General features: G+C 65.4%; 1 pseudogene. It reads left to right on the forward strand.

Annotated elements, in window-relative coordinates:
- Nucleotides 1-23: 23 nt before the first annotated feature.
- Nucleotides 24-243: pseudogene (locus SB724_RS21555) on the forward strand (hypothetical protein); the annotation flags it as partial.

A 243-nucleotide genomic window follows, 5' to 3' on the forward strand; every position in this document is an offset into this window, starting at 1 on the left:
ACGCGCCGGCGGACGGTGTGCTTGTGGAACTTGATGCCCTTTCGGTGGGTGTTGCTGCCTGGCGTCTGGGTGCGGGGCGTGCTCGCAAGGAGGATCAGGTGCAGGCAGGCGCAGGTGTTCGAATGCCTGCCAAGCCGGGTGCGCTGGTCCGGGCGGGTGAGCCGTTGATGACCCTTTTGACGGACACTCCGGAAAAGTTCGCCCGGGCAAAGGAAGCCTTGGAGGGCGCCGTCGTCATAGCAC

The organism is Bacillus sp. SIMBA_031, assembly GCF_046535225.1.
Lineage (GTDB): Bacteria > Bacillota > Bacilli > Bacillales > Bacillaceae > Bacillus > Bacillus velezensis.